The following is a 23387-nucleotide window of genomic DNA, read 5'->3' on the forward strand; positions in this document are numbered from 1 at the left end:
CACAAAGGGCTTCGCCATGCAAAACCTGTCTCTCGCAGCTGCTCCGCTCGCCACCGACCTGTTCCGTCAGATCGAAAACCGGCACCTCGTGCGCAGTTTCGGTTACGTCGACGGACGCTGGATGGATGCCGAGGATGGTTCGGTCTTCTCGGTCACCGATCCCGCCGATGGCAGCTGGCTTGGCGACGTCGCCAGGCTGACGGGCGCGCAGGCGCATGACGCCATCGGCAAGGCGGACAAGGCGTTTCGCGCCTGGGCCGGCCTGTTGCCGCAGGACCGGGCACGCTATCTGCACGAATGGCACGCGCTGATCCTTGAGAACAAGGAAGACCTCGCGTTGATCATGACCCGGGAACAGGGCAAGCCGATTTCCGAAGCGCGCGGTGAAATCGACTACGCGGCTTCCTTCATCGAATTTTACGCCGAAGAAGCTAAACGGCCGAACATCGAAAGCATCACGTCACACCTGGCGGACGCGGAGATGGAAGTCTGGCGTGAACCTCTGGGCGTCGCTGCCCTGATCACACCGTGGAATTTTCCCTGCGCCATGATCACCCGCAAGGCAGCCGCGGCGCTGGCAGCCGGTTGCACCGTGCTTGTACATCCATCTGAAGAAACGCCGTTTTCCGCGCTGGCTCTGGCGGAACTTGCCGACCGGGCCGGATTGCCTGCGGGCGTTTTCAACGTTCTGCCCGGCAAGGCGCCCGAGATCGTCGCGCCGTGGATGGAAGACCCGCGGGTGCGCGCCGTCTCCTTCACCGGGTCGACCGAAATCGGCCGGTTGCTTTACCGGCAAAGCGCCGACACGGTCAAACGGCTTGTCCTCGAACTTGGCGGACATGCTCCCTTCATCGTCTTCGCGGACGCCGATCTGGATCATGCCGTCGAGCAGGCGATCGCGGCCAAGTTCGCGACGTCCGGCCAGGACTGTCTCGCGGCCAACCGGATCATGGTCGAAAGGCCGATCTATGACGTCTTCTGTTCAGCTTTTGCCCAAAGGACGGCGGATCTTACTGTCGGCGCCGGCCTGGACGACCCGGATATCGGACCCTTGATGCACAAGCGCGCGGTTGCCAAGCAGGAGGCGCAGGTCAAGGACGCCCTGGACCTCGGGGCAAAGCTTCTGACAGGCGGCAAGCGACACGCGGCCGGGCCGCTCTTCTACGAACCCACGGTTCTTGCCGACGTTCCCGCCGACGCCGCCATCTTTCGGGAGGAAACCTTTGGTCCGGTTGCTGCCATCGCTCCGTTCGACACGGAAGACGAAGTGATCGACCGGGCCAATGACAGTGAATACGGTCTCATAGCCTACCTGCACACCCAGGATCCGCGCCGCATCTACAGGGCAAGCCGGGCACTGCAATACGGCATGGTTGCCGTCAATCGCACCAAGGTGACCGGCTACCCGATCCCCTTTGGCGGCGTCAAACAATCGGGTCTCGGGCGCGAAGGCGCCAGATTTGGCCTTGAAGCTTTCACCGAAATCAAATTTGTCTGCAGGGACTGGCGCTGAGCCGCCCTGCCCTCAACTGGAAGGAAAACATCATGCTGAAAAACGACCAACTGGATGCCTGGGACAGGGAAAATTTCTTTCATCCCTCTACGCATCTGGCCCAGCATGCACGCGGCGAAAGCCCGAGCCGGATCGTGACCGGCGGCAGTGGCGTCTTCATCGAGGACCGGGACGGAAACCGTCTTCTCGACGCCTTTGCCGGTCTTTACTGCGTCAACGTCGGCTACGGCCGTAGCGAAATTGCCGACGCGATTGCCGAACAGGCCCGGGAACTTGCCTATTACCATGCCTATGTCGGTCACGGCACCGAGGCATCGATCACCCTAGCGAAGATGGTTCTCGACCGGGCGCCGGACAACATGTCCAAGGTCTATTTCGGTCTGGGCGGCTCGGATGCGAACGAGACCAACGTCAAGCTGGTCTGGTACTACAACAACATCCTCGGCCGTCCGGAAAAGAAGAAGATCATCTCGCGCTGGCGTGGCTACCATGGGTCCGGACTGATGACCGGTTCGCTGACCGGCCTGGAACTGTTCCACAAGAAGTTCGACCTGCCGCTGGACACGGTGCTGCACACGATCGCCCCGGACTATTTCCGCCGGGAGGACCTGTCCATGTCCGAAGCCGACTTCGTTGCGCATTGCGCGGCTGAACTGGAGGCCTTGATCGAACGCGAAGGTGCGGACACGATCGCCGCCTTCATCGGCGAGCCTGTGCTCGGAACCGGCGGCATCGTGCCGCCGCCGGCCGGTTATTGGGATGCCATCCAGCCGATTCTGAAAAAACATGACATCCTGTTGATCGCGGACGAAGTTGTTTCTGGTTTTGGCCGTTTGGGCACCATGTTCGGGTCCGCCCACTACGGCATCGAGCCGGATTTCATTACCATCGCCAAAGGCCTGACCTCCGCCTATGCGCCACTGTCGGGTTCGATTGTCTCCGACAGGGTCTGGAAGGTTCTTGAAGACGGCACCGACGCGTTCGGTCCGATCGGTCATGGATGGACCTATTCGGCGCACCCGATCGGCGCCGCCGCCGGGGTTGCCAATCTCAAACTGATCGATCAGCTCGGCCTTGTCGCCAATGCCGGTTCGACCGGAGCCTATTTCAAGAAGGCGCTTGTGGATGCGCTCGGTGATCATCCCAATGTCGGCGATATTCGCGGTGAAGGCCTGATGTGCGCTGTTGAATTCGTGGCCGACCGGGACAGCCGAACCTATCTGGATCCGGGCGCGAAGACCGGTCCCCAGATCGCCGGTGCGCTGTTGAAGGAAGGCGTCATCGGCCGCGCCATGCCCCAGGGCGACATTCTCGGTTTTGCTCCGCCGCTCTGCATCTCGGAAAGCGAGATCGACAAGGTGGTTTCCGCCACGGAAAAAGCGGTGAAATCCGTGCTTTGATCCGGTGAGACCATCAGGTTCAGGAAGCGGTCGCCCCAGGGCGGCCGTTTTCGTTTGCGCGGTTGCGCCTTCTGGCTGACGGATGACCACTCAAACAAATTTTCCCTGTCGGCGTGTTCACTTGTAAGGTCTGCGTGCCCGTATGTTCCTTTTCGAGAAAGATCCGAGGAAGTCTATGTCTCTCAAACTCTTTGACCTGACCGGGAAAACAGCGCTTGTCACCGGGTCCTCCAGGGGGCTCGGCCGCGCCTTTGCCGAAGGGCTGGGACAAGCCGGTGCCAGGATCGTGCTTAACGGCACCGACGAGGACAGGCTCTCCACAGCAGCGGATACATTGGCTGCAAGCGGTCTTGACGTAACCTGTGCAGCCTTCGACGTTTCCGACGATAGCGCGGTCAGGGCCGCCTTTGACCGGTTCGACGCCGACGGCGTCTCGATCGACATTCTCGTCAATAATGCAGGGATCCAGTTTCGCAAACCGATGCTCGACCTTGAAACGGCAGACTGGCAGCGCGTGCTCGACGTCAACCTGACGGCAGCCTTTGTTGTCGGCCGCGAAGCCGCACGCCGGATGAGCCAACGGGGCTCCGGAAAGATCATCAACATCGGCTCGGTCATGTCCATGGTCGCCCGCGCAACGATCGCGCCCTACTCGGTTTCCAAGGGGGGTATCAAGTTGTTGACCCAGTCCATGGCAGCCGAATGGAGCCCGCTGGGGATACAGGCCAACGCCATCGGTCCCGGCTACATGGAGACCGACATGAACGAAGCGCTGATCGCGGACCGGGACTTCAACGCCTGGGTCGTGGGGCGGACCCCTTCGCGCCGTTGGGGAGCGCCGGACGAACTGGCCGGCACGGCCATCTACCTGGCTTCGGATGCGTCGAATTATGTGTCGGGGCAGATCATCTATGTTGACGGAGGGATGACCTCGGTCCTGTGATCGGGTCAGGAACTGCGCACCCGAACCCGCGGGTGCTCAACCTGCCTTGGCGGGTTGGCCCATCAAGGCAGGCACCACCTGGTCCGGTGTTCCCATCATTGCAATCTGGCCGGATTTCATCACCACCACCCTGTCCGCCAGTTTCATGTGGCTTGGGCGCTGGGTGTTGATGATGACCGTTGACTTGCCCTTCAGTGCCTCGATCATGGCCATGAATTTCTTGTCCCCTTCGAAATCGAGGTGAGTGCCAGGATTGTCGAACAGATAGAGCGGCACGGTTTTTACGAAGGCCCTGGCAAGGACGATCCGCTGTTTCATGTTGTCGGGGATCTGTTTGAGGACTTCACCGTTCAGGCGGGTTTCCAGCCCGTCGAAATGATCTTCCAGATAGGACAGCAGGCCGAGCTGGCCGGTGACTTCGATCAGCCGGGAATCGCTCACGCCCGGGTCCGCCATGAGCAAGTTCTGCTTCACCGTTCCATAGAAAAAGTCGAGATCGTCAGGGGCATAGCCTATGGAGGCGCGCCATTCGGCCGCGTCTAGCTGGCGCACGTCGAGACCGTCGAACAGGATAGAGCCGACTTGCGGCTGAAACAGACCGATGATGGACTGGAAGAGTGCTGTCTTGCCGGATCCGCTCGGACCTGTGATGGCAACCAGCTCGCCCTGTTTGACGGTCAGTTCCAGGCCCTTCAACGATGCTTCGGTTGCCCCCGGATAGCGCAGGACCAGCGAGGTCATTTTCAAGTCACCCTTGATATCGCGGGCGATTTTCGGCAAATGGCCGGGCTCCCGCTCAAGCGGAACCTGCATCAGATTGTTGATCTGCTCGATGACCGTCCGGCTCTGTGCCAGCTGGGTGATGCTCAGGAAGGCCTGGTTCATCGGGTTCAGCACGCGCCAGCTCAGTGCCATGGTTGCGATCAGGGCGCCAAGGCTCATCTCGCCTTCCATGACCCGCATGGCACCGATGCCCAGAACAAGCACGCCGCACACCGTCATCAGTGTTTGTGACACAGTTTGCAGCACGTGGGTTATGTTGCGGGCGTGGATGTTGAGTTTGTTGAATTGGGTCGAGAGCTGTGAAAAGCGGTCAAGCCAGATGCCCTCCACCGACAGGTTCCTGAGCGCGCGCTGGTTGCGGAACGTCTCGATCATGAAGCTGTTGAGTTTCGATTTCTGTTCTCCCACCGCCGCAACTTCGCGCTGGACCTTGGGCAGGACGTAGACGGCCATCAGTACATAGATCGCCAGCAGGGCCAGCGGCGGATAGGCGACCGGACCGCCGATCAGGAAAATCGCCAGGATGAAGATCATCGTGAACGGAATATCGACAATCGCGTTGAACAGCGAGCTCTGGAAAATGTCGCGTACGCTGTCGAAATAGCGCAGGCGCATCACCTGGGTCCCGATCGGCGCTTCTGACAACATGGAATACGGCAGATGCAGGATCCGCTCGAAGGTCTTGTTGCCCACGATCGCGTCGATCCGTCCACCCAGATAGGACTGCAGCCAGGTCTTTGTCCGCCGGAGTGCGGTTTCGCAAACGAGAATGATACCGATGCCCACTGCCATGGTAATCAGCACTTCCGTGGACTTGGCCCCCATTGCCTTGTCATAGATCGCCATGATGAACAGCGGGGGGCCAAGCGCAAGAATGTTGAGTACGAAACCGAGCGCGAGAATGGAAAAGATGCTTGTCCGGAAACGTTGGGTAACCGAGGAAAACCAGCTTCGGTTGCTCTGGGTCTGGCCGGTTTCGTCCTTGTCTTCAAACGCCAGGTAGATTTCGCTGACGGATACCTTAGCGGGAGCAAGGATGATCGCCTCGTTGTCTTTGCCGGAATAGGCTCGCAGATCACCTGTTTCCGCCCTTCCGGCGATGACCTGAACATCATCCTCGGTGACGCGCAGACACGGGAAGTGCGCCTGATTGAGCTCCGCCACGCGTCCGTGAAAGGCTTCCGTCCGGACGTTGAGACGGGTCAGGACGGTCCTGAGCTGCTGCAGGGTTTCAACCCGATCGAAATGCGGCATGGCTTCAAACAGCAGCCGATCGTTGCCTTGCCAGCGCATTTCCCGCAGCAACGGTACGAGGCATCGCTCGGCGGCCGCCATGTCGCCGGCGCCCTGACCAGAAGAACTGTCCTGGTCAGTCCCCGGCTCGAGTTCCTCGGAAAGGTCCTGCCATTGGCGGTGAACCGCATTTTCACCGATGTGGACACCATCGAGATTGAAGAGAGGCCTGCTCACGCCGACTGCCCCGCTTTGCGGTCATTGCCGGGTCTGGAGGCATCGTCAAGGGCGCAAAGCCGCCCGTCTTTCAATTCGAACTGGCGATCGGCGACGGCGAGCATGGAAGGTCTATGCGAAATGATCACAACCGTCAGATAGCCTTTCAGTCGCATCAGGGCATCGATCAGCCCCTTCTCCGCCTGCTGGTCGAGCTGGGCATTGGCTTCGTCCAGGATCAGGATCTTGGGTTCGCCGGCCAGCGCCCGGGCAATGCTAATCCGTTGCAGGGTTGCCGTCGGCACCTTGCCGCCGAGATCGGAGCCAAGCTGCGTTTCATAGCCGCGTGGCAGAAGGTGGATCTCCTTTTCCAGCCCGATCAGCTTGGCCGCCATGCGGGCATGGTTGATATCCGACACCGCGCCGAACATGGTGATGTTTTCGAGAATTGTGCCGTTGAAGATGGCGGTTTGATTGTCAACGTAGGCGATGCTCTTGCGCAAATCTTGCTGGTGGTCCTCGTCGTATTGCTGGCCCCCGATGGTGACCAAACCGGACGTGGGGGTAAGTTCGCCCGTCAGCAGCTTCATGAGTGTGGATTTTCCACTGCCGTCCGCTCCACGGAAGCCTACGAACTGTCCGGGTTCGATGGACAGGTTGATGTCCTGGAGCACGCGACGTCCGTTGTCGCCAACTTCGACGGTCACGTTGTCGAGGTGGATCGACCCGTCCGTTTCAAACGGCAGGGGCTTCTGGACAGGCACCTCCGGCAGTTCGAACAGGTCCTCGACCTGGCTGTAATCGTGTTTCAGGCGCTGCATGTCGGTCAGCTGGTTGATGGCGCGCAGAAACGGTTGCACGAACTGCCCCGAAAGCAAGGTGCTGGCGGCAACGCCGCCGATGCTGAAGTTGCCATTGATCGTCATCAGGGCACCGAAAAGGACGACGAAAACGGTGGTGAGGGTTCCAAACAACGAGGAAGCATCACGGGCCTGACCGGACAGGCGCATGTATCTGGCACTGAGATCGGCGGTCACTCTCTGCAAGCGTTCGAAACGCCGCATGATCAAGGCTTCCATCGCCTGTGACTTGACGGTCTTGGCGCCCGAAAGCACTTCCAGAACAAAATCGGATTTGCGGTCGTCCTGATCCGCACGATCCGAAACGACCTGCTGCAGCTCCCGGTTCCGGTTCAGGGCAAACAGCATGAAGACTGCCAGGAGGCATACAGGGACAAGCGCAAGCGGACCGGCAATGAATATCAGCACCGCGAGAAAGATCCCGCCGGCCGGCAGGTCGATCGCAAGCAGGCGACCCTGGTCGCCATAGTGATCGGCGATCGATTGCAGCGACCGAAGCTGATGGACCTGCACGGACACCGGGGTTTTGGAGAACTGGGACGGTTCGGCATTGAGCACGCGCCGGAACAGTTCCGTATGCGCCTGGTGATTGAACCCGGCGCCCAGACGTCCAACAACTGCCGCGCGCGCGATCTTGATACAGGCGTCCGCGATCAGCACTCCGGAAACACCGAGTGTGAGCACCAGGAGCGTGTCGGTTGAAGCGTTGGGAAGCACCCTGTCATAGACCTGAAGAATGGCGAGCGGCATCGCCAGGCTCATGACGTTCGCGACGACGGAGCCAATGACAACATCACGCGGCAATCCGGGAGAGGAAATCCACTTTCCGCTCGGCGAGTGCCTTACCCGCATTCGGGGCAGGAAGAAGGATGAAAAAACCGAACTCAGCATCAATTGGCCAGAATCAAGTAGCTACTCGTTCAAACTGTTCGGTTCGGGTTTAAAAAGCGTTTACCCTACAGTGTAAATTCAGAATTTTATTAGAACTAACATCCAGATTCTAAGAGGAATTTTTCGCTTTGTTAAGGACGGTGGCATTCAGTGGCACGATCGGAAATTTTGCGGATAAGCGACCGAGATGGCAAGCGATACTGAAACCCGTGAAGACAAAAACGGCGGTCCGAGTGACGGTGGTTCGACGGAAACGAGAACAACCCTGAATTCGGACAGCGCCCTTCATTCCGGATTGCTCGACAACAGGGACCAGCATCTCGACAAGGCGCACGATTACCATCTTGACCAGGACATGGGTGAATCCATGGAACAGGTCAATTCGAACCTGCATCTTGGAAGCCAGTCGGAAGAGCAGCATTTCGGGCTTGAGGAGGAACCGGGCAACGGTGCTTATGAGGCCGATGTTGTCGACTTGGCCCCTGCCCTTGCCGATGTCTCCGGCGATGAACCGCAGCTTGATCAGGACACAGAACTTCCGGTTTCTGCCGCCGGCGACCTCCCTGTCGAGGAAACATCTTCCGGTGGCGCCCAGTCCTTCACGGGTTCCTTTGGCGGTGCAACTGAGCGCCTGACCGGTTCTGAGCCGAAAATTTCAGGAGCCTCCGATCTCGATACGAGCGCGGACAACGGCGCCGTCGCACAGGACAGCCAGCCCCGGACCGTGGCCGCCTCGGAAACGGACGACGTTGACCCTGGCGAAAGTGTTGTCGCTTCCGACCTGTCCGCAGTAACCGATATCGATACTGCGGTCGATGCTGTTGACGAGGATGCCGGTATCGGTGCGGCAACCGGCCTTCGGGCTTCCGCCGAAGCCTCGGACGGCACATCCGTCACCTACAGCTTGCTTGATGATGCAGGTGGACTTTTCAGCATCGACCCGGAAACGGGCATTGTCACCGTGGCTGGCGCGCTCGATGCGGAAGCCGCCGGCAGCCACGATATCGTTGTGCTTGCGACAGCGTCTGACGGCGACACGCAGACCGAGACCTTCACGATCGCCATTCGTGATGTCAACGAACATGACGTCAGCCCGATCAGCACGATTGGCTCTATTTCGGACGAGATCTCCGAACATGTCGAAGGTGGCAGTCTCGCCGGCATCGAAGTCTCCGCCTATGATCTCGATGTTTCGGATACGGTGAGTTATTCGATCGATGATCCCCGCTTCGTCATTGACGACCAGGGTGTCGTCAGCATCGCGGAAAATGCATCCTTTGACGCTGAAACCGAGGGTTCTGTTTCTTTCACGGTGACAGCAACCTCGACAGACGGCTCCCAGTCCGAACGGACCTTCACTCTCCAGATTGCGGATGAAAACGAATACGCGGTGTCGGACCTGACCGACACCGACGCTTCGGACAACACGATTGCCGAGGACGCGTCGGCCGGCACGCAGGTCGGTGTCACGGCCCTCGCGACCGACGCCGATGCAACGGACAGCGTCTCCTACTCTGTTGACGACGCCCGTTTCACCGTGGATGAGAACGGTGTGGTGACCGTCGTCGACGGCGCGTCGTTCGATGCAGAGACCGAAGGCTCCATCGATGTCACGGTGACCGCGACGTCCACGGATGGCTCGACCTCGACGGAAACCTTCTCGATTGCCGTCTCGGATGTGAACGAGAGCGCTGTGTCTACTGTCACCGACACCGACGCTTCGGACAACACCATTGCCGAAGACGCGACGGCCGGCACCCAGGTCGGTGTCACCGCCCTGGCAACCGATGCCGATGCTACCGACAGTGTCAGCTATTCCGTCGACGACGCCCGTTTCTCCGTCGATGAGAACGGTGTGGTCACGGTTGCCGACGGTGCCTCGTTCGATGCGGAGACCGAAGGCTCCATCGACGTCACTGTGACGGCAACGTCCACGGATGGCTCGACCTCGACCGAGACCTTCTCGATTGCCGTCTCCGATGTAAACGAGAGCACCGTTTCTGCAGTTACAGACACGGATGCATCGGCCAACACGATTGCTGAAGACGCGACGGCCGGTACCCAGGTCGGAGTGACTGCTCTGGCAACCGATGCCGATGCCACCGACAGTGTCTCCTACTCCGTCGACGATGCCCGCTTCACCGTCGATGAGAACGGTGTGGTCACGATTGCCGACGGCGCAAGCTTCGATGCCGAGACCGAAGGTTCCATCGACGTCACCGTGACGGCAACGTCCACGGATGGCTCGACCTCGACCGAGACCTTCTCGATTGCGGTTTCCGACGTGAATGAGAGCACCGTTTCTGCCGTCACCGACACCGACGCCTCCGACAACACCATTGCCGAGGACGCAACCGCCGGAACCCAGGTTGGTGTCACGGCGCTCGCGACCGATGCCGATGCCACCGACAGTGTCTCCTATTCCGTCGATGACGCCCGCTTCACCGTCGATGAAAACGGTGTCGTCACCGTCGCCGACGGCGCAAGTTTTGACGCCGAGACCGAAGGTTCCATCGACATCACCGTGACGGCAACGTCTACAGACGGATCCACGTCCAACGAGACGTTCTCGATTGCTGTTTCCGACGTCAACGAATCAAGCGTCTCTGCCGTCACCGACACCGACGCTTCGGACAACACCATCGCCGAAGACGCGACGGCCGGCACGCAGGTCGGTGTCACTGCGCTCGCGACCGACGCCGACGCGACCGACAGCGTCAGCTACTCCGTCGATGATGCCCGCTTCACCGTAAATGAAAATGGGGTGGTCACCGTCGCCGATGGTGCAAGATTCGATGCGGAAACCGAAGGATCCATCGACATCACCGTAACCGCAACGTCCACGGACGGCTCGACCTCCAACGAGACTTTCTCGATTGCCGTCTCGGATGTGAACGAGAGCGCTGTTTCTGCCGTCACCGACACGGATGCCTCGGACAACACCATCGCCGAGGACGCGACGGCCGGCACGCAGGTCGGTGTCACGGCCCTGGCGACCGACGCCGACGCGACCGACAGCGTCAGCTACTCTGTTAACGACGCCCGTTTCACCGTTGACGAGAATGGTGTTGTCACCGTCGCCGACGGTGCAAGCTTTGACGCGGAAACCGAAGGTTCCATCGATGTCACGGTGACCGCTACATCCACAGATGGGTCGACCTCCACCGAAACCTTCTCGATCGCCGTTTCTGACGTCAACGAGAGTGCCGTGTCTGCCGTCACCGACACGGATGCCTCGGACAACACCATCGCCGAGGACGCGACGGCCGGCACCCAGGTCGGTGTCACGGCCCTCGCGACCGACGCCGATGCGACCGACAGTGTCAGCTACTCCGTCAATGATGCCCGTTTCACCGTTGACGAGAACGGTGTTGTCACCGTCGCCGACGGTGCAAGCTTCGATGCGGAAACCGAAGGTTCCATCGACATCACCGTAACGGCAACGTCCACGGACGGGTCGACCTCGACGGAAACCTTCACCATCGCCGTTTCTGACGTCAATGAAACTGCCGTGTCCGCCGTCACTGACACCGATGCCTCGGACAACACGATCGCCGAGGACGCGACGGCCGGCACGCAGGTCGGTGTCACTGCGCTCGCGACCGACGCCGACGCCACCGACAGTGTCAGCTATTCCGTCGATGATACCCGCTTCACCGTGGATGAGAATGGTGTTGTCACCATCGCTGACGGGGCCTCGTTCGATGCCGAGGCCGAAGGCTCTATAGACATCACAGTGACGGCAACGTCCACGGATGGCTCGACCTCGACCGAGACATTCTCGATTGCCGTCTCCGATGTGAATGAAAGCGCTGTCTCTGCCGTTACAGATACGGATGCTTCGGACAACACCATCGCCGAAGATGCAACGGCGGGCACCCAGGTCGGCGTTACCGCTCTGGCGACCGACGCCGATGCAACGGACAGCGTCTCCTACTCGGTTGACGACAGCCGCTTCACGGTAAATGAAAACGGTGTTGTCACCGTCGCTGATGGTGCAAGCTTCGATGCGGAAACCGAAGGATCCATCGACATCACCGTGACCGCAACGTCCACGGACGGGTCGACCTCCACCGAGATTTTCTCGATCGCCGTTTCTGACGTCAATGAAACTGCCGTCTCTGCCGTTACAGATACGGATGCTTCGGACAACACCATTGCCGAGGACGCAACGGCCGGCACGCAGGTCGGCGTTACCGCTCTGGCGACCGACGCCGATGCGACCGACAGCGTCTCCTACTCGGTTGACGACAGCCGCTTCACCGTGGATGAGAACGGTGTGGTGACCGTCGCCGACGGCGCGTCGTTCGATGCAGAGACCGAAGGCTCCATCGACGTCACCGTGTCCGCAAGTTCCACGGATGGGTCGACCTCCACGGAAACCTTCTCGATTGCCGTCTCGGATGTGAACGAGAGCGCTGTGTCTACCGTCACCGACACCGACGCTTCGGACAACACCATTGCCGAGGACGCGACGGCCGGCACCCAGGTCGGTGTCACGGCCCTCGCGACCGACGCCGATGCGACCGACAGTGTCAGCTACTCGGTTGACGACAACCGCTTCACCGTGAATGAGAACGGTGTGGTGACCGTCGCCGACGGTGCAAGCTTCGATGCGGAAACCGAAGGTTCCATCGACGTCACGGTGACCGCGACGTCCACGGATGGGTCGACCTCCACCGAAACCTTCTCGATTGCCGTCTCGGATGTGAACGAGAGCGCTGTCTCTGCCGTCACCGACACCGACGCTTCGGACAACACCATCGCCGAGGACGCGACGGCCGGCACCCAGGTCGGTGTCACCGCCCTGGCGACCGACGCCGATGCCACCGACAGCGTCTCCTACTCGGTTGACGACGCCCGCTTCACCGTTGACGAGAATGGTGTTGTCACCGTGGCCGACGGCGCAAGCTTTGACGCGGAAACCGAAGGTTCCATCGACATCACCGTGACCGCAACGTCCACGGATGGGTCGACCTCCACGGAAACCTTCAGCATCGCCGTTTCCGACGTCAACGAGAGCGCTGTCTCTGCCGTCACCGACAGCGACGCTTCGGACAACACGATTGCCGAGGACGCGACGGCCGGCACGGAGGTCGGTGTCACTGCGCTCGCGACCGACGCCGACGCGACCGACAGTGTCTCCTACTCGGTTGACGACAGCCGCTTCACGGTTGACGAAAATGGTGTTGTGACCGTCGCCGATGGGGCCTCGTTCGATGCGGAAACCGAAGGTTCCATCGACGTCACCGTGACGGCGACGTCCACGGATGGGTCGACCTCCACCGAGACCTTCTCGATTGCCGTCTCGGATGTTGATGAGTACGACGTTTCTGCCGTCACCGACATTGACGCCGCGGCGAACGGCCTTGCCGAAAACGCGGCCGAGGGTACCAGCATCGGCGTGACTGCGTCCGCAGGCGACGATGATGTCACGGACGATGTCACCTTCTCCATTTCCGACAATCGGTTCACGATTGACGAGAACGGAGAGGTCACCGTCGCGGCCAATGCTTCGTTCGACTATGAAAACGAACCGACCATCTACCTGACCGTCACAGCGACATCGACTGACGGATCGACTTCCCAGGAAACCTTTGAAGTGTCCGTTGCCGACGTGGCGGAAGCCTATCAAATGGAGTTGGGCCAGACGACCTTCACGGATACGGGTGTCGCAGAAACATCCATCACCGGGAATGACAGCGCGGATACCATCACGGCCCATGACGACGGCAGCACGATCTACAGTGGCGCCGGAGACGACACCGTCTACGGCGGTGCCGGCGATGACGCCATTCTCTACGGCGAAGGCGCCGACGTGGTTTATGGCGGCGCAGGCAATGATTTCATCGACGATGAAATCGGCACGCAGCCCAACAGCGACGCCAACTACCTGGACGGGGGTGACGGCAACGACACCATCTATGGCGGCGGCGGCAACGACGCGCTGGTCGGCGGTGACGGCAGTGACCGCCTGTACGGTGAAAATGACGACGACACGATCGAGGGCGGCGCCGGCTCGGACAAGCTCTATGGCGGGTCGGGCAATGACACGCTGGAAGGCGGCGCCGGCAACGACTACATCGACGGTGGCAGCGGCACCGATACCGCTGTCTATTCCGGCAACCGGGCCGACTATTCGATCACCAAAAACAGCGACGGCTCCTTCACCGTGATCGATTTGCGAGACGGATCGCCCGAAGGGACCGACACTGTCTACAATGTCGAGAATTTCCGTTTCTCTGACGGCGATGTTCTGGCGGGCGACCTAGTAGCGCAAGATGTAAGTGCGGTAACGGACGCTGACAGTTCCGCCGACGGCATGGCGGAAGACGCAGGCGCTGGAAGCAGCGTTGGCATCACGGCATTTGCATCCGACGGCAATGCGTCGGACACCGTCAGCTACACCGTTGACGACAACCGGTTCAGTGTCGACGACAATGGCGCGGTCACCGTCGCCGACGGCGCAAGCTTCGACTACGAAACCGAGCCTGAAGTGTCGATAACCGTCACGGCCACCTCTTCGGACGGCTCGACGTCACAGGAAACCTTCACACTTGATGTTGCGGACGTGGCCGAGGATCTTCAGCTTTCTGACGGTGGTGCCACGTTCACGGATTCAGGCGTGTCGGAAACGTCGATCACCGGTGGATCGGGCAACGATACGATCACGGCCCATGATGATGGCGGCAACCTGTCCGGCGGCGAAGGTGATGACACACTGATCGGCGGAGCAGGCAACGACACGCTGTCTGGCGGCGCGGGAACCGACACTCTCCAGGGCGGCGACGGCGACGATACGCTGATTGCCGGGAGCGGTGCGACAGACGCCATTGGCGGAACCGGCACGGTCGGCTCGACATATTCGTTCATTCATCTTGGCACCATGGCGGACATCGACACGGATGAAAGCAACGGCGTGAGCGAGAATGCGTCCAGTCTGCTTGGCGCCTATGGTAACGCGAATTCCCCGCTTTACACCCAAACCGTGAGCGTCACCGCCAATGACACCAATGGTGACGGTGTGCTGGCGGACAACGACTACTCGGGGACGGCGGAAACCTTCACAATCGGTGGTGCCGATCATGCGCTCGATTCCCTGCAGGTTTTTGATGCCACGGTGACGTTCACGGACGGAACCACCGGGACGTTCTCGGCGGTTGTCATCCAGTTGGACAATGGCGACGTCTACATGGCGCCGGAATACATGTCGAACGCTGATTCCGACCTGTTGGCAAGCAAGCCGATCCAGGGCATCTCGCTGGATTCGATCAGTGTCGACGACGCGAGCATGTACGCAAACAGGCTGGACACCGATTACCAGGTGCCGGGCGATACACTCGAAGGCGGTGCCGGAAACGACACGCTTGTCGGTGGTGAGGCGGCTGACCTGCTTGAAGGCGGCGCCGGCAACGATTCCATCGATGGCGGCGCCGGAGCGGACACGGCCGTCTATTCCGGCAACTGGGAAGACTATGACATCGTCGAAAACGTGGATGGCAGCTACACGGTCACAGACCTGCGCGCCGGTGCGCCGGACGGTGTCGATACGGTTGCCAATGTCGAGAATTTCCGGTTTGCCGATGGCGATGTCGCGGCCACAGACCTGATCCAAACCGACGTCGGCGCCGTGACGGATTCGGACGGCTCCACCAACAGCATTCATGAGACGGACGGAGCCGGCACCCAGGTCGGCATCACAGCGACGGCGACCGATCCGAATGGCGATGCAGTCAACTATTCTCTCAGCGACGACCGGTTCGAGATCGGTGCAGACGGTGTTGTTACCGTCGCTGATCACGCCTTCTTCGACAGCCAGGTGGAAAGTTCGATCGACCTTGTCGTGACGGCCATCTCCGCGGACGGTTCGGAAAGTTCCGAGACATTCAGCATTTCCGTGAATGGCAACTACGACAGCCAGTTCACGGGTGGTACCGAAAGCGGCAGTTTCAGCGGTTCCGGCCAGTCCTACTACGTCAATGGCGTAGGTGGTGACGACAACATCACGACCGGTGAATACGACGACCGGATCGATGGCGGCACCTATGGTGGCAACGACAATCTGAACGGCGGTGGCGGTGACGACCTGATCTTCGGCCGTGGCGGCGTTGACAACATATTCGGGGGTTCGGGCGACGACACGATCATCGGCGGCACCGGAAACGACAGCCTGAATGGCGGAGACGGCTCGGACCTGTTCATGCATGGTCTCGGCGACGGCAGCGATACGATCAATGCCGGCACCGGCGCGGCCTGGACCGACGTCATAGATCTCGGCGGCGGCCCCGGCGTGACGTCGGCGGGCGAATTCGGCACCGACTGGACGGTGACCATCACAAACGGTTCCATCGAGACCACCGACACGGAAAACGGCATCATGGAACTGTCGCAGGATGCCGACGGCTACATCGATTTCTCGGATGGCAGCCGCGTCAACTTCAACGATGTCGAGGAAATCCGCTGGTAGCTGATGTCACCGGACAGCGGCAACTGACAGAAGGCCCCATCGGAAACGGTGGGGCCTTTGCTCCGTTCAGGACGTCTTTTGCCGTTTGTCGTTTGTGTGGCTTGCGAGAGCAGTCGCCGGCTCACCGTTCGCTGAGGGGATCCCCGATTGCGCGGGTGACGGGCTTCAGCATGTACTGAAGCACGGATTTTGAACCGGTCACGATCTTGGCGTCCACGACCATACCGGGCGAGATCGTTTCCGCGCTGGCTCCCTGGCCGATCGAATTGGACGCCAGCGGAATGATCGCCTTGAAATAGTAGTTGCCGTACTCGTCGCGGAAACTGGAGGCGGAGATGACCGACACTTCGCCCTTCAGCGTGCCTTCGATGTTCGGGTCGAAGGTGGTCACGGCGATTTCCGCTTCATCGCCGACCTCGACATGACCGATGTCGCGCGGCGAGACGCGCACCTCGGCAACGAGGTCGCTGTTGCTCGGCACAATTTCGGCAACAACATCGCCCGGCGCCAGGACACTTCCGGCGCCTTTCAGATAAAGCGCCTTGATGTGGCCGCTCACCGGGGCACGTACGAACAGCCTGTCGACCCGGTCGCGCTGTTTCTCCGCCTCGAAAGCCAGTTCACTGCGTTCCTGAACAACCCGGCTGCGCTCTTCGGCAAGTTCTTCCTGAGCCACCGCGAGGGATCGTTCCAGTCCCGCCTGCGCTTCGGCCAATTGCGCCTGGGTGCGGCCGCGCATGCCCTTCAGCTCGCTCATTTCGCTTTGTGCGTTTTGAAGGGAGGATTTCGCGTCCAGATACCGTCGTTTTGACGTATAGCCCTGGTCATAGAGGGATTGCTGGATATTGAATTTTTCCTGCTCTATCTCGAGCTGGGTTTCCTGCAGTTCGATGCGTTCCAGAATGCTGGTCAGTTCAGCCTGTTTCTCATTGATCCGGGCTTTCAGCGCCTGCTGCTCGGTTTCCAAAGCCTTGCGCTGCGCGTCGAAAGCAGCCTGCTGGGCTTCGCTGAAGTCCGCGCCACCACTCAGCCTCAGGCCGTTGGGATCCGTCGAGGGTGTTCTGCTGCCTGCAAGGCGTTGTTCTTCCGTTGCCAGGAACCTCAAGCGCGTCTGCACGCGTTCCAGGTCGCTCGACGTGGCCGTTTCCTGCAACCGGACCAGTGGTGTTCCCTTGTCGACCAACTGTCCCTCAAGGACCAGAACTTCGGCAACGATACCGCCTTCAAGATGCCCCACGGCCTGAACCTTTCCGGCCGGTACGATTTCTCCGGTGGCATTGGCCACCTCACGCACCTGGCCGAATGCTGCCCAGACCAGAAAGGACACGGCGCTCAGGGACAGGATCTGCAGAACCCGGCGATAGGCAACGGGCGGAGGCCCCTCCTCCAGTTCCAGAGGGACATCCAGAGAAAAATTCTCGATGGTGGATTTACGAATGAACATTGCGCCCTGACGCCGACCTTACCCGGGCTAACTATCCGCGATTAAAGTAAATATCAGCTGAATCACCAAACTGGTTTTTATCCATGTTTTCCCGGATGATCCGAAACCCCTGGCTGATGCCCGCTGTTATGGCCGGCAAAGCCGGACTGCGTACCCGATTGACAAAATCCGGCTTTGACCGGGACCTGATGTCGTGCATTAATGTCACAAATTTCAGAGCTTTTGAAGAAAAGCGTGATGCTTTGGGAGGAGCGCATGGCGGACGCCGAACCTGTTCTCGCTGAACGGCGGGACGGTTATCTGATGATTACCCTGAATCGGCCCGAAAGGCTCAATGCCTTTAATGAATCCATGCACCTGGCCCTGCGGGCCCGACTGGAAGACGCAGCGACAAGCGCCGATATCCGGGCTGTTCTGCTGACGGGCGCCGGGCGGGCTTTCTGCGCGGGACAGGACCTGTCCGACCGGGACATGCGCGGCGGCGGTGAAGCCCCCGATCTCGGCGTGACACTGGAGACGCTTTACAATCCCCTTGTCCGTCAGATCCGGTCGCTGAAAAAACCGGTTGTCTGTGCCGTCAACGGGGTCGCGGCCGGCGCCGGTGCCAATCTCGCGCTTGCCTGCGATATCGTGCTTGCCGCGCAGTCTGCCCGGTTCATCCAGGCCTTTTCCAAGATCGGGCTTGTGCCCGATTCCGGCGGCACCTGGTTGCTGCCGCGGCTGATCGGGGAAGTTCGGGCCAAGGCACTCGCAATGACCGGCGAGCCGCTCCAGGCGGAAACAGCAGCAGACTGGGGCCTGATCTGGAAGGCAATACCGGATGAAGACCTTATGGCGGAAGCCGGCAAGCTGGCCGCACAGCTCGCCGCCGGTGCGACCAGGGGGCTTTCGCTTACCAAACAACTGATCCAGGCAGCCGCTGACCAGGGTCTCGACCCGCATCTCGATGCGGAGCGGGACGCGCAGCGCCTGGCCGGGAGGAGCGACGACTATCGCGAAGGCGTGACAGCCTTTCTTGAAAAACGCCCTGCCCGTTTCACCGGAGCCTGACATGAAAATGACCCCGGACGAACTCGCCAAGGCCTGTGCCGAGCGCATGTGGTCACAGGACACCGCCACCCAGCATCTGGACATGAAACTGGCACATGTGCGGGCCGGTCACTCGACCATGTCCATGACGGTGACCAAGGCAATGACCAATGGTCACGGCATTTGCCACGGCGGTTATATCTTCACGCTGGCGGACAGTGCTTTCGCCTTTGCCTGCAACACCTACAATAACGTGACAGTTGCCCAGCATTGTGACATCTCGTTTCTGGCTCCCGCTCATCTGGGCGACCGGCTGACGGCCACGGCGCGGGAAGTGAGCCGGAAAGGACGGTCCGGCCTCTATGATGTGACGGTCAGCAACCAGACTGGCGACGTGATCGCGGAATTCCGCGGCAATTCAAGAACAACAAAGGGCACTATACTGCCGGAATGATGGTGGCGGCCAACCGGACGCCAAGGGAGGAAACAATGGAAAATCTGGCTCCGCTTCCCGGAGATCTCGAGCCGATCGAAACCGCCAGCCGGGACGAACTGTCGGCGCTGCAACTGGAACGGCTGAAATGGTCGCTCAACCATGCCTATGAAAACGTGCCGTTATTCAAGAAACGTTTCGACGACAAGGGCGTGCATCCGTCCGACCTGAAGACGCTCTCCGACCTTTCAAAGTTTCCGTTCACGACCAAGGGGGACCTGCGCGACCATTATCCGTTCGGCCTGTTCGCCGTGCCCCGCGACAAGATCGTGCGCGTTCATGCCTCCTCCGGCACCACGGGCAAACCGACGGTCGTCGGTTATACCGCCAATGACATCGAGATGTGGGCGCATCTGGTGGCGCGGTCGATCCGGGCTTCCGGCGGCCGTCCGGGCGATATCATCCACGTCGCCTATGGATACGGTCTCTTCACCGGTGGCCTCGGCGCCCATTACGGCGCGGAAAAAATGGGCTGCACGGTGGTGCCGGTCTCGGGCGGAATGACAGAGCGCCAGGTAACGCTGATCCAGGATTTCAAACCGCGGGTCATCATGGTGACACCGTCCTATCTCCTGTCGATCCTCGACGAATTCCGCCGTCAGGGCATCGATCCGCGCGAGAGCTCCCTGGCGACCGGCATCTTCGGCGCGGAACCCTGGACGAATGCCATGCGCCAGGAAATCGAACAGGCCTTCGACATGCACGCGGTCGACATCTACGGCCTTTCGGAAGTGATGGGCCCCGGTGTCGCCAATGAATGCGTCGAGACCAAGGACGGTCTGCACATCTGGGAGGATCACTTCTATCCGGAGATCATCGATCCGCAGTCCGGCGAGGTCCTGCCTGACGGCGAGATCGGTGAGCTGGTGTTCACCACGCTCACCAAGGAAGGTTTGCCGATGATCCGCTACCGCACGCGTGATCTGACCCGGCTTTTGCCCGGCACCGCCCGGAGCATGCGCCGGATGGAAAAGATCACCGGCCGGTCCGACGACATGATCATTCTGCGTGGTGTCAATGTGTTCCCGACCCAGATCGAGGAGCAGATCCTGAAATGCGAAGGCCTGTCGCCGCATTTCCAGATCGAGCTGGCCAAGAAAGACCGGCTGGACGTGATGACGGTTCACGTCGAAGCCCTTCCTGCGGCCGCGTCCTCCGAGGCACGTCAGGCTTCAGCCAGGGAACTTGCGCATCACATCAAGAGCGTGGTTGGTGTCTCTTCGGTGATCGATGTGACCGAACCCGGCCAGGTGGAGCGGTCCGCCGGCAAAGCCAAGCGAGTCGTCGACAACAGGTCCCGGTAGGAGTGTGATGGAGGAAGCCGGGGTGACTGTGTTCCCGTCACCCTGGTGCTCCCGGCATTTCCGTCCCCTCCGCACCGCCGCACGATTGCTCTGCTCCGGGGCGGGTTATTCGCCCAGGACGCGACGCCGTTCCTCGAACTCTTCCTTGTCGATTTCACCCCGGGCATAGCGCTCCTTCAGGATGTCGACGGATTTGTGGGTTTGAGGCTGGTGATGCCCGGGCGACGCATGCCATGCGCCGCCAAGCCAGCGCACGAGGAGCACAGCTATGGCGATCACCAGAGCGAGTACCAGGATCATGAAGATCGGGCCGAAGACCATACCGTACCAGGCGCCACCCCATCCCGACATGTGGTGGCCCCAGCCATAACGGTCGAAATCCTGGGTGGACTGTGCCAGGGCGGTGCCCGGCAGCACAAACGCGATGGCACCTTGCAGGCGCAAACACCAGACCGCGACAGTGTTCATCAACTTACTCCCTTCAGGTTCCGTGGAGCATCGTGCCAGTCAGATCAGCGGAAATGCAGCGCGACCTGGCTGGCGCTTGAGTCCGGCCTTTTGGCGGCGGAATACGCCACGCCTGACCGTGAACACGTCTATACTATCCGGTTCGATCCTGAATGCTCTGATCTCGATCAAGAGTTCCCAGTTTCATGCGGCTGGCGGGAACCTGCCGCAGACCGCCGCGACGGGCGCTGATTGTTTCTCTGATCAGCGGCGTTGCCGACGTTCTTTTGGCACCGGGACCTAGGTCTTCGGTTGCCATTCCTTGGCGACGAGGGTCAGCACATCATATTGTGCCACCGGCTCGTCGTTCTGGTTGGTGACAAGGCAGTCCCAGCGAACCTCGCCATAGTCGGCTGTGATCCGGGGCGAGATTTCCTTTGCCGTCAGCTGGACCTTCAGCGCGTCACCGGCATTGACGGGCGTCAGGAAACGCAGATTGTCGACACCGTAATTCGCCAGGACCGGACCTTCGTCCGGGTCGACAAAGAGACCGGCGGCAAATGACACAATCAGGTAGCCATGGGCCACCCTGCCCTCGAAAAAGGGATTTCTCTCGGCCGCGGCCGCGTCCATGTGGGCATAGAAGGTGTCGCCGGTGAATTCCGCAAAATGTTCAATATCCTGCAGGGTTACGTCTCGCGACCTAGTGACCAGCCTGTCGCCAATCTTGAGTTCCGCCAGGGACTTGCGGAACGGGTGGCGCTTGTCTTCGTGGCCCGGCGCCCCGGAAATCCAGCGCCCGGTCACGGCGCCGAGAAGGTTCGGAGCCCCCTGCACCGCGGTGCGCTGCATGTAATGCTTGATCGAGCGCAATCCGCCGAGTTCTTCGCCGCCTCCGGCCCGTCCGGGTCCACCATGGACGAGCATCGGTAGTGGCGAGCCATGTCCGGTCGATGATTTGGCGCTTCGCCGATTGCCGATCAGGATGCGCCCGTGGAACGGCGCCATGCCGAGCACGGCTTCCTCGGCGACCTGCGGATCATTGGTGAAGACCGAAGCCACCAGGGACCCCTTGCCCTTTTGAGTCAGTTCGACCGCATCTTCCACGGTGTCGTAGGGCATGATCGTCGCGACCGGCCCAAAGGCCTCCACGGAATGCACCGCCTCGCCCTTCAGCGGATTGGCACAATGAAGCAGCACGGGTCCGGCAAAAGCGCCTTCCAAAGCCAGGTCGCGCGTTGGTGCCGACACGATCTCCGCTTCCGATGTCAGGTCCTCTATGCGTGCGTGCACTTCCTCTACCTGGCCTTTCGAGGCCAACGGGCCCATCGTGACCGCCTCGTCGCGCGGGTCGCCGACCACCGCCTTGCCAAGGCGCTGCCCCAGCGCGTCCGCAACGGCATCCACCATAGGACCCGGAACGATCACGCGGCGGATCGCCGTACATTTCTGTCCGGCCTTCACAGTCATTTCTCCAGCAACTTCCCTGATGAAGAGCTGGAATTCCGGGTCTTCCGGTGACACATCTGGCCCGAGAACGGCCGCGTTCAGGCTGTCCGCCTCCATGGTAAAGCGTGTGGAATTTCGAACGATCGCCTTGTTCTGGCGGAGCATCTGGCCGGTTGCCGCCGAGCCTGTAAAGGTGACCACGTCCTGGCCGGTGACATGGTCGACAAGATCTCCGGCCGAACCGCACAGGAGCTGCAGGGAGCCTTCAGGTAGGATCCCGGTTGCCAGGATGTGACGGACCATCAGCTCCGTCAGGTAGGCGGTCTGGCTGGCAGGCTTGACCAGGCATGGCACGCCCGCGATCAGAGCGGGCGCGATCTTTTCAAGCATGCCCCAGCAGGGAAAGTTGAAGGCATTGATGTGTATGGCGATTCCACGCAAGGGGGTCAGAACGTGCTGACCTGAGAAACTGTTGTCGCGCGAGAGCGGCTCGACCGCACCTTCGACAAACACTTTCGTGTTCGGCATTTCGCGGCGTGCCTTGGAGGAATAGGCGAACATGGTGCCGATGCCGCCCTCGATGTCGATCCAGCCGTCCTTGCGGGTCGCACCGGTGGCAAAACTTTCCTGGTAGAAGAGTTCCTTCTTGTCCATCAGTGCCTGGGCAAGCGTCTTCAGCATCAGGGCGCGCTCGTGATAGGTCATCTTGCGCAGGGCGCTGCCACCCGTTGCACGCCCCCATTCGAGCGCTTCCGCCAGATCCAGGCCCGATGCATCTATGGTGGCGACAGGTGCGCCGGTCGACGCATCGAGTAGAGGCTTGCCGTCTCCCTTTCCGGGGCGCCAGCTTCCGGCCAGATAACTTTCCAGAATACGGGTTTTCTGCGGATGAACGGTCATGAAATGGCTTTCGGA

At 60.5% G+C, this 23387-nt stretch carries 12 protein-coding genes; 7 read left to right on the forward strand and 5 right to left on the reverse strand.

Annotation, left to right across the window (positions count from 1 at the left end; translation table 11 throughout):
• Positions 1-16 precede the first annotated feature (16 nt).
• From O6760_RS23905 to O6760_RS23915, 3 genes are all read left to right on the forward strand, one after another.
• Complete coding sequence (locus O6760_RS23905; RefSeq protein WP_269582159.1) at positions 17-1513, forward strand: NAD-dependent succinate-semialdehyde dehydrogenase; 1497 nt, start codon at positions 17-19, stop codon at positions 1511-1513.
• A 32-nt stretch (positions 1514-1545) separates the two neighbouring features.
• Positions 1546-2913: an aspartate aminotransferase family protein gene (locus O6760_RS23910; RefSeq protein ID WP_269582160.1), complete on the forward strand. Its 1368-nt coding sequence runs from the start codon at positions 1546-1548 to the stop codon at positions 2911-2913.
• A 175-nt stretch (positions 2914-3088) separates the two neighbouring features.
• Positions 3089-3856, forward strand: coding sequence for an SDR family oxidoreductase (locus tag O6760_RS23915; RefSeq protein ID WP_269582161.1), 768 nt, complete (start codon positions 3089-3091; stop codon positions 3854-3856).
• 36 nt (positions 3857-3892) lie between these two features.
• Here the strand turns inward: O6760_RS23915 and O6760_RS23920 are convergent, their stop codons facing one another.
• Together O6760_RS23920 and O6760_RS23925 are read right to left on the reverse strand one after the other, a co-directional pair.
• Positions 3893-6109, reverse strand: a complete 2217-nt coding sequence (locus O6760_RS23920) for a peptidase domain-containing ABC transporter (RefSeq protein ID WP_269582162.1) — start codon at positions 6107-6109, stop codon at positions 3893-3895.
• Positions 6106-7752, reverse strand: a complete 1647-nt coding sequence (locus O6760_RS23925) for a peptidase domain-containing ABC transporter (RefSeq protein ID WP_269582163.1) — start codon at positions 7750-7752, stop codon at positions 6106-6108. The genes O6760_RS23920 and O6760_RS23925 overlap by 4 nt, the downstream gene beginning before the upstream one ends.
• A 274-nt stretch (positions 7753-8026) precedes the next feature.
• Between O6760_RS23925 and O6760_RS23930 the strand changes: the two genes are divergently transcribed.
• Positions 8027-16306: a cadherin domain-containing protein gene (locus O6760_RS23930; protein WP_269582164.1), complete on the forward strand. Its 8280-nt coding sequence runs from the start codon at positions 8027-8029 to the stop codon at positions 16304-16306.
• 121 nt (positions 16307-16427) lie between these two features.
• Here O6760_RS23930 and O6760_RS23935 read toward each other — a convergent pair whose 3' ends face one another.
• Positions 16428-17750: an HlyD family type I secretion periplasmic adaptor subunit gene (locus tag O6760_RS23935; protein ID WP_269582165.1), complete on the reverse strand. Its 1323-nt coding sequence runs from the start codon at positions 17748-17750 to the stop codon at positions 16428-16430.
• A 255-nt stretch (positions 17751-18005) separates the two neighbouring features.
• Here O6760_RS23935 and paaG point away from each other — a divergent pair, with 255 nt between their 5' ends.
• From paaG to paaK, 3 genes are read left to right on the forward strand one after another with little or no spacing between them, the layout of a single operon-like run.
• Positions 18006-18800 carry a 2-(1,2-epoxy-1,2-dihydrophenyl)acetyl-CoA isomerase PaaG gene (gene paaG, locus O6760_RS23940; protein ID WP_269582166.1) on the forward strand — a complete coding sequence of 265 codons (795 nt, stop codon included), beginning with the start codon at positions 18006-18008 and terminating at the stop codon, positions 18798-18800.
• Between the two features lie 7 nt (positions 18801-18807).
• Positions 18808-19233 carry a hydroxyphenylacetyl-CoA thioesterase PaaI gene (paaI, locus tag O6760_RS23945; RefSeq protein WP_269586345.1) on the forward strand — a complete coding sequence of 142 codons (426 nt, stop codon included), beginning with the start codon at positions 18808-18810 and terminating at the stop codon, positions 19231-19233.
• A gap of 35 nt (positions 19234-19268) precedes the next feature.
• Positions 19269-20576, forward strand: coding sequence for a phenylacetate--CoA ligase PaaK (gene paaK, locus O6760_RS23950; protein WP_269582167.1), 1308 nt, complete (start codon positions 19269-19271; stop codon positions 20574-20576).
• Positions 20577-20681: 105 nt separating this feature from the next.
• Here paaK and O6760_RS23955 read toward each other — a convergent pair whose 3' ends face one another.
• Entirely contained in the window at positions 20682-21044 is a 363-nt protein-coding gene (locus O6760_RS23955; RefSeq protein ID WP_269582168.1) for an SHOCT domain-containing protein, read from the reverse strand.
• 279 nt (positions 21045-21323) lie between these two features.
• Positions 21324-23372: a phenylacetic acid degradation bifunctional protein PaaZ gene (paaZ, locus tag O6760_RS23960; protein ID WP_269582169.1), complete on the reverse strand. Its 2049-nt coding sequence runs from the start codon at positions 23370-23372 to the stop codon at positions 21324-21326.
• Between the last annotated feature and the right edge of the window lie 15 nt (positions 23373-23387).

The organism is Roseibium sp. Sym1 (assembly GCF_027359675.1).
GTDB lineage: Bacteria > Pseudomonadota > Alphaproteobacteria > Rhizobiales > Stappiaceae > Roseibium.